The sequence below is a fragment of the Streptomyces sp. MA5143a genome (assembly GCF_900290235.1).
Taxonomy (GTDB): domain Bacteria; phylum Actinomycetota; class Actinomycetes; order Streptomycetales; family Streptomycetaceae; genus Streptomyces.
Map to the genome: position 1 here is coordinate 1 of NZ_OLMK01000064.1, position 7,073 is coordinate 7,073.

The window sequence follows — 7,073 nt, forward strand, 5'->3', positions numbered from 1 at the left end:
TTGTTGTAGGAGACGGCAAGGCTACTGCGGGCGTTGAGGGTGTCGGGGTGGTCGGGCCCCAGGACGCGTTCCCAGTCGTCGAGCACCCGCTTGCCAAGGTCGAGAGAGTCCTGGACCCGCCCGGCATAGCTGTAGGAGACAGCGAGGTTGTGGCGGGCGTTGAGGGTGTTGGGGTGGTTGGGTCCCAGGATCCGCTCCCGGTCGGTGAGGACGCGCTTGTGCAGGTCGAGGGCGTCCTGGGCTCGTCCGGCCCTGTTGTAGGAGACGGCAAGGTTGCTGCGGGCGATGAGGGTATCGGGATGATCAGAGCCGTGGACGTTGCTGCTGAGGCGCACAGTCGTTTCGTTGTACTCGATCGCCTGGTGGTAGAGGCCCGCTTCGGTGAGGCTGTCGCTGGCTTTGTACATGCATAGGTGGGTCGTGGGCTGCCACAAGGCCGGGCGGGTGAGCTGGTCGAGGTGGACCACGTTGGCGCGTAGTAGGGCGGCCAGTTCCCGTTCCTCGTGGTCGTGGCGGGGCCACATGCTCATGATCGCGTCGGCGGCGGTGCGGGCTGTGGTGGGCAGTGTGTCGCGCGGGATGGTCTCCCGCACGGCGCGGGCGGTCAGGGCGTGCATGCGCAAGGGGGCGGTGGCGGTGTCCTGGATGATCAAGGCGTAGGTGCGCAGGCATTCCAGCGCGCTGCGCACCTCTGTTTCGGTGACAGCCGGATGGTGCCGACGCAGAAGGCGGCGTAGCGGTGGGCGTGCCGTGCGGAGGTGATCTAGGGCTTGGGGTGTGGTCCATGCGGTGGCGGGGTGGCCGAGGGGGTCCATGAGGGAGGCGAGGTGGAGCAGGGGCCGGGCCAGTCGGCTGGTGTCGGCTTCCTCGACTGCGTCGAGGGAGAGGAGCAGTGAGGCGGTGACGGGTCGGCCGTAGCCTTCGGTGTCCGCGCTCGCCGGCAGCAGGTCGCCCAGCCAGATCCTGGCGTCGCGCAGCAGGGTGAGGTAGTCGGCCATCGTGGGCCGCTTGTTGATGAGATACGCAGCCGCATGGCCTAGTGCGAGGGGGAGGTGGCCGAGTTCGGCCGCTATCTCGCCTGCCTGGGCGGGGTCGTGCAGGTGGGCGTGACCGGCGTCAGTGAGTCGGCGCTGGAGGTAGGCGCGGGCCTCGGGGTCGGTGTAAAGGCCGATCCGGATCAGGGCGCGGCCTTGGCCGCTGAGCTGGGCGTCCTCCCGCCGGCTGGTGGCCAGGACCCAGCCGCGGCCAGCTCCGCTGTCGGGCCACCACTCCCGGACCGCAGCCGGGTCGGTGACATCGTCCAGCACGACCAGCCATCGGCGTTCGGTCGCCGCCAGCCACCGCAGAAACAGCCCCGCCGCCCCATCCTCGTCGTCCGGGGCCACTCCGGGAAGCTGTAACCGGCCGGCCGCTTCCGCATACGCGCTGATCACCTGGTCGGTACCGGTGGCACCCACCCACACCAGCACATCCAGCCCGGCCCCGTCAGAACGCTCCTGATCGCGCAGTTCTCGCACCAGCGAGGCTGCGAGCTGACTCTTGCCCACCCCACCAGGACCGGACAGCACCACATCACTGCCCTCGCCACGCGCCGCCCTGGCCTTCTTGCGCACCTGCGTGCGGGGCTGGAAAGCCGCGGCCGGACGCGGCACATCCCCCACCCACACCGGCCACTCGACCGACGGACCCTGCATCGGCGCGGGATGCACATGCATGTCCCCCGCCACCTGAGTCACATCCCCGTGCGCCTGCGCCTCCTGACGCGCACGCCGCTGTCCCGACCCTCCCACCACTGTCGTCCCCCTTGCTCAGGCCAGATCCCCGCCGACCTGATCAATGTCCCCCGCGCCATTGGAACGCGCCTTCTGCCGTATGTCCTCACGTACCGCAGTACCAGGCGATCCGGCCCCTACGCCCTGGCTGCCTCCCGTCTGCCGGATGCGGCCACCGCCGTGTGCCGACTGCCGCACTCGCCGCACCCCGGCCCCGCCAGTCTGTGACGCCCACCAGCCCAGTGCGGCCAGCACCCCCGCCGCCACCACACCCGCCACCGGACCGATCACGTCCCACGGATCGTCACCCCCCTCCGACAGCAGCGCCCACGGCACCGCCACCACAGCAAATGCCAGAGCTGAACCCGCTACCGCCACCAACCAGCGCAGAGCAGCCTGCACAACCAACCTCCGAGCAGATTTCAGGTATCAGCCTCCGGACCGACCATGCTGGCACGCAGACACCGCCACGTACCGCACGAACCCACAATCCCCCAGCCAACACGCAGTCGTACCACCTCAGACAGTGGACTCCCAACAGACGAGCCATGACCTGTCTTCTTGCCCTGGGTCTTGCCGGGGATCTTGGTGAGCTGGGTTTTTGCTGGTCAGGAGCGGTGGGCTCGTGCGCCTGGTGGTCGTCGTTGGTCGTTGTTGGCCACTGCTGAGCGTCCTCGGACGGCCCAGGGACGGCCCAACTCCGCCGCACTCATTTGATGGCCGGCACCCTCGATGCACCCCGTCTGAACCTCAGCCGACGACAGCCAGCCACGACGGCGGGCGCGCCGACCGACCACGCACGTGTGTGTCTCGCTGCACCCCCACCAGCCTTGGCCACGCTGCCAATGCCGTCGACCAGAGCGAGCCACGACGACCGGGCTGCTACGACGGTGCTGAGCCATCAGCTTGCGAAGCTGTGGGCATTTGAGGCTGGTTCGGGCGCTGACATGGGCGAACGGTTGGGACGCGGCCTCGTCGGGCTCGGTCTATCCCACCATGATTCCCCACTGTCCCCGCCCGATCTGGTGCCTTTGTGGTGCGGAAGTGGTGCGCGTCTCTCGTCAGCGAGCGGACCTTCCGATGACGATTGCCCTGCCGCTCACGGATCGCCCCTGTTTAACGTAGCGCTCCGCATGGGCTCCCCAGAGGTTCAACAAGTCCCGGAGAGGTGGAGCTAGCTCATCACTAATGTCGTTGCAGGCCTCGGCGTAGGAGAGAATTAGCGCGTCGATCAATGCCGATATATTCCGGGCATTTTCCTGCGCCTCTTCGAGCGTCGAGGAGGCTTCGACGCATTTATCAAGAACCTGAAACCGATCTATTACAGGGTGCTCTGCATTAACCCTGACGATGGTACTCTCATCGACCTTCTCGACAGTGATCATCATTCCGTTGCCGACCTGCACGACGTTAGTGATACCCCATCGTTCGAGTGTCGATACGGACGAAAGGTCGTATGCGACTTTCTCCGCCTGGCCCCCACTATGCCCCTGGGAGGCAAGCGCAAACTCAGGCGACTCGTCGTTTGGAGGGGTGGTGGGGGATTGCGTCGGCATCCACAAGCGATGCATCTTTTTTACGGCCGCCCTGACATCTGGCCGCTCAACGGACCACTGCGCTAGGACTGTGACCACCGCTTCAAGCTTGGTCCATCGCGGAATGTTGTCACCCTTGAGCATCGAGCTGACGGTCTGGTGGGAGACCAGGTCCTTCAGCTCTGCCTCCCGCACCGACTCGCTGATACGCCGGGCCCCAGGCTGTCCGGCCTGCTTGTAAAGATCGTGAAGCTCAAGCAGGAGATCACGGTGCGGCCCCACCGGAACCTGTCCCTCGTCAGGCATGGGTATGGCCACGTTTCTCTCCGCATGATCGACCGTCGATTCGTCTTGCTTGGATCCTTGCGGACCCACGTCTTGAGTGTCAAATTCCGTCAGAGTCTCCCGTCCTCACAGCCTGACCAGAGGTCAGGTTCCGTCAGTTGTCGTCAACTCTCGGCAGCAACCGTACTGGCACCCCAAGTGCAGCCTCAGAGTTGATGCATAAGGACACGCGGACAGAGGGGAATTACCAACGTGATGGACTGGAAATCACTCACGCTTAACATGCTCGCCCTATTCGGACTCCTCGGGCTGTTCGTCATGCTCACCATCGCGCTGTTCCGCCGCCTTCCCGATTTGATCAACGAGTGGCGCAAAGTCCGTAGGGCAGGGCGCAAGCTCAAGCGGGACCAGAGTTAAAAGAATCGCTAGCCTGCTGTGCTCAGAATTCCGAATGCGGCGGGAGCCCCAGGCTCCCGCCGCATTCGGCGCGCTCTCAGCTTGGGAAGCTTGGGTTTTTGACGGCGGCTACTGAGCTGACCTGCTGTGGGTCGGTTACCGGGTCCTGATCCCACCTGTGGCCAATCCCCGCTGTTCCCCGTGATTCCCCGCAGGATCTGGCACGCGAATGGCACGCGCCTTCGCCTCGCACGTCCCTTGGCGGAGCTGTGCTGGGAGTGCCTGATCCTCAGCCGACGACAGTCAGCCACGACGGCGGGCGCGCCGGCCGACCCGGCGCGCGTATGCCTCGCTGTACCCCCACCGGCCCCAGCCACGCTGCCAATGTAGTCAACCAGAGCAAGCCGTGGCGGGGATGCGGGTAGTGAGACACGAGCCCTCTTGCAGTGCTGGCACGAGCCGCTGCGCCTCGGCCCCGTCCTGGGGCATCGACTTCTGCCCCAACAGTGAGGCCCACCCCATCCGAACGCTGCAGATCGCACCGCAGGACGGTCGTGCATGGATTCGCCCATTTGCCGTACAGATGCCCCCTTCTGCTGGTATACCACCTCAACGATGACCAAGTGTTGACTGAGAGCGAGGGCGGCGAGGATGGGACTGAAAAGCGAAATTGACGAAGCATTGACTGAGGTTGTGGGGCATACATGGAAGCAGCGTGACGGACGAACGGTTCCAGGCACCAAAGACATCGTCCTGCGTGACGGGGCGGTGAATCTAGAAGCCGTCTATCTATATTCGGATATGCGAGAGTCCACTCGTCTTGCAAAGGAATTCCATCCGACCGTAGCTGCTAAGGTGGTTCGAGCCTTCCTTAACTGCGCTGTTCGTGTCATCAGGAACCATGATGGCCATATTCGCAGCTTCGACGGCGATCGAGTGATGGCCATCTATATCGGTGAGCGCGCACGCACTCGTGCCGCTATTTCTGCCCTGAAGATTAAGTGGGCTGTAGATAATTGCGCGCGACCCGTGCTTGATAAAAGATTCCCTCAACTAGCCGAAAATAATTTCGTTTTGAGTCACGGGACTGGCATCGCGTCGGGGAAGGCGTTTCTCGCCCGCGCTGGCGTCCGAGATAATAATGACCTAATCTCGATCGGGCGCGCTCCAAATGTTGCGGCAAAGCTGAGCGACGTTAAGCGGCCTCCTTATCGAACGTACGTGACCGAGGATGTCTACAAGAAGATGGCTGCCGATGGGAAGACCAGCAGCAACGGAAAGAGTATGTGGAGTGAAGAGATGCGCGAGGTGGGTGGCGAGCAAATCAAAGTCTATCGCTCCTCGTGGGGCCGGGTGGTCTCGTGAGCACTAGCCCCGAAGAAACGGCATGGAAAATCCACTCCACCCTTGTGGACTGGACAGGCAAAGTAGACACCAAGGCATCATTTGCTCTAACGGTAGAGTCGGGCATTCTTGTTGCCGTCACTGCACTTTCCGGAAGTGGGCGAAGGCTCGGAAGAATCGATGGATGTGCACTTTGGGCCTTCTATCTCGGAGTGGCGGCGCTAGCCATTGGTGCCCTCTTCGCCATCTCTGTTGTTTCCCCCAACTTGCGAAAGGCGAAGGTCACTCCAGAGAGTCACGACAATTTTGTGTTCTTCGGTCACGTTCGCCATTGGAATCCTGCAGAATTGGAGACAGCGTTGCGCGAGAGAGATCCTCTGCCCGTGCTGGCCAGGCAACTGGTTGTGATGAGTGAAATTGCCTGGAAGAAGCACGAGAGAGTTAAGAGATCTTTCGCGCTTGCAGTTCTCGGCGCCTTCTTGGTCGCAGTGGCTGGAATCTTCGGCGCATAACAAGAGTCAGGCGGGACCGAGTGAACGCCTAACGAGCAAACTAGCTTCGAGGCCGAGGGAAGGTCACCTGGTTAGGGCCCGCCGCCTAGCCCTGACCAGGTCGACCCTGTCCGCAAAAATCTACGGCGATTGTTGAGGTTTCAGAGCTCAAAGATTACGATCCCCGCGATCCGATGACTGCATTCCGGCGGCAGTCTTTCACCCTCATCAGCCACCGATTCCGCGGCGGATTTGGAGCCCATTGGCTTCGCGGAACTTGATGACCTTCTGATACTTCCCATATGCCAAGAAGTTTCGCTTAGAGTCCAAGTCCGGACGGCGCCAAGATCCAGTGCAGATTTTGTCGCAGTAAGCGTCGCCGCACGTTTCACACCAGCTACTGGTCAGAAGTAGGCCTTCGGCGTCTTTACCCGAGACTTTCTCCACATGTTGTTCAGACCAGAGTTCCGTAGATTCATCACTGCAAGCGCATGAGTACCAGAGATATTCGTTGCAACGAATCGTGTCTGCTACTGGCTTGGTGACAATCATCTGGTGAGCTACGGCTTGCTGCGAACATTTCGCCGCATAGTTAACGGCCCGTCCGGCCCATACCGGAGCGTTATGATCGGTGCGTGAAATTCCGATCTTCTTGGCGAGGAGATCACTGACAGCGCAGCCGACCTTGTATCCCGTCTGTGGTGTATTGGCGGGCCACTTTTTTTCCAGAGCCGACATGAGTACTCGCTCACCGAATGTTTTGATCGTAATTCCAGCACAAATTGCGCGCCGCTTTGAATACTCCCCAGTAAAGAGGCCGAATGCGGCGTCTCCTTGCACATCGATGAAATCAGCACCGAAATTCGTCAGGATGAGCACCGCAGGTTTGACGGCTGCGTCGTAGATGGAAGCCGTCGAAGCCTCCCATCGGCCATTACGCAAACTCGTCGAACCCGCCAGATCGGCAAATACGCAGGAAACCTGTGAATATTTGCGCCACTTAGGTGCGTCAATATAAAGATCTTCGGTATCAATTGGACCGTCGGTCTTGATGACCTCCGGGGTCTGCTTCAACTGTTCGTCGACATGCGCTTCGGAATCTTCCAGCATCTCGGATACCGATGGCCTGTCTGTCATGGCTCCCCCTGATCTCTCGAAGCAGCATTATGCCCATCCATCGATGACTTGGCATAGATATGTCGAAGAACCTGCGCATGTGTGCCATAGCTCGGGAGGTCGATGTAGCGGGA

Annotated in this window: 5 protein-coding genes; 2 read left to right on the plus strand and 3 right to left on the minus strand. The window is 61.7% G+C overall.

All coding sequences use genetic code 11. The annotated features are described in order from the left end of the window. On the minus strand, nucleotides 1-1,715 hold a 1,715-nt coding region (locus tag SMA5143A_RS26160; RefSeq protein ID WP_146193958.1), incomplete at its 3' end, for a tetratricopeptide repeat protein. A 1,118-nt stretch (nucleotides 1,716-2,833) separates the two neighbouring features. After that, nucleotides 2,834-3,682: a hypothetical protein gene (locus SMA5143A_RS26165; RefSeq protein WP_146193959.1), complete on the minus strand. Its 849-nt coding sequence runs from the start codon at nucleotides 3,680-3,682 to the stop codon at nucleotides 2,834-2,836. Between the two features lie 957 nt (nucleotides 3,683-4,639). On the opposite strand from SMA5143A_RS26165, the gene SMA5143A_RS42640 reads away from it, so the two are divergent. Both SMA5143A_RS42640 and SMA5143A_RS26170 read left to right on the plus strand, forming a co-directional pair. Beyond that, nucleotides 4,640-5,353 (plus strand): adenylate/guanylate cyclase domain-containing protein, encoded by a 714-nt coding sequence (locus SMA5143A_RS42640; RefSeq protein WP_146193960.1) that lies wholly within the window; start codon nucleotides 4,640-4,642, stop codon nucleotides 5,351-5,353. Beyond that, nucleotides 5,350-5,844, plus strand: a complete 495-nt coding sequence (locus SMA5143A_RS26170; protein ID WP_107465303.1) for a Pycsar system effector family protein — start codon at nucleotides 5,350-5,352, stop codon at nucleotides 5,842-5,844. The genes SMA5143A_RS42640 and SMA5143A_RS26170 overlap by 4 nt, the downstream gene beginning before the upstream one ends. 207 nt (nucleotides 5,845-6,051) lie before the next feature. On the opposite strand, the gene SMA5143A_RS42645 is transcribed toward SMA5143A_RS26170, so the two are convergent. After that, nucleotides 6,052-6,960, minus strand: a complete 909-nt coding sequence (locus SMA5143A_RS42645; RefSeq protein WP_146193961.1) for a hypothetical protein — start codon at nucleotides 6,958-6,960, stop codon at nucleotides 6,052-6,054. Between the last annotated feature and the right edge of the window lie 113 nt (nucleotides 6,961-7,073).

What these genes read in the sequence shown, in the direction of transcription:
- SMA5143A_RS42640 (WP_146193960.1), top strand. Translation starts at nt 4,640, where the DNA reads ATGGGACTGAAAAGCGAAATTGACGAAGCATTGACTGAGGTTGTGGGG.
- SMA5143A_RS42645 (WP_146193961.1), bottom strand. Translation starts at nt 6,960, where the DNA reads ATGACAGACAGGCCATCGGTATCCGAGATGCTGGAAGATTCCGAAGCG.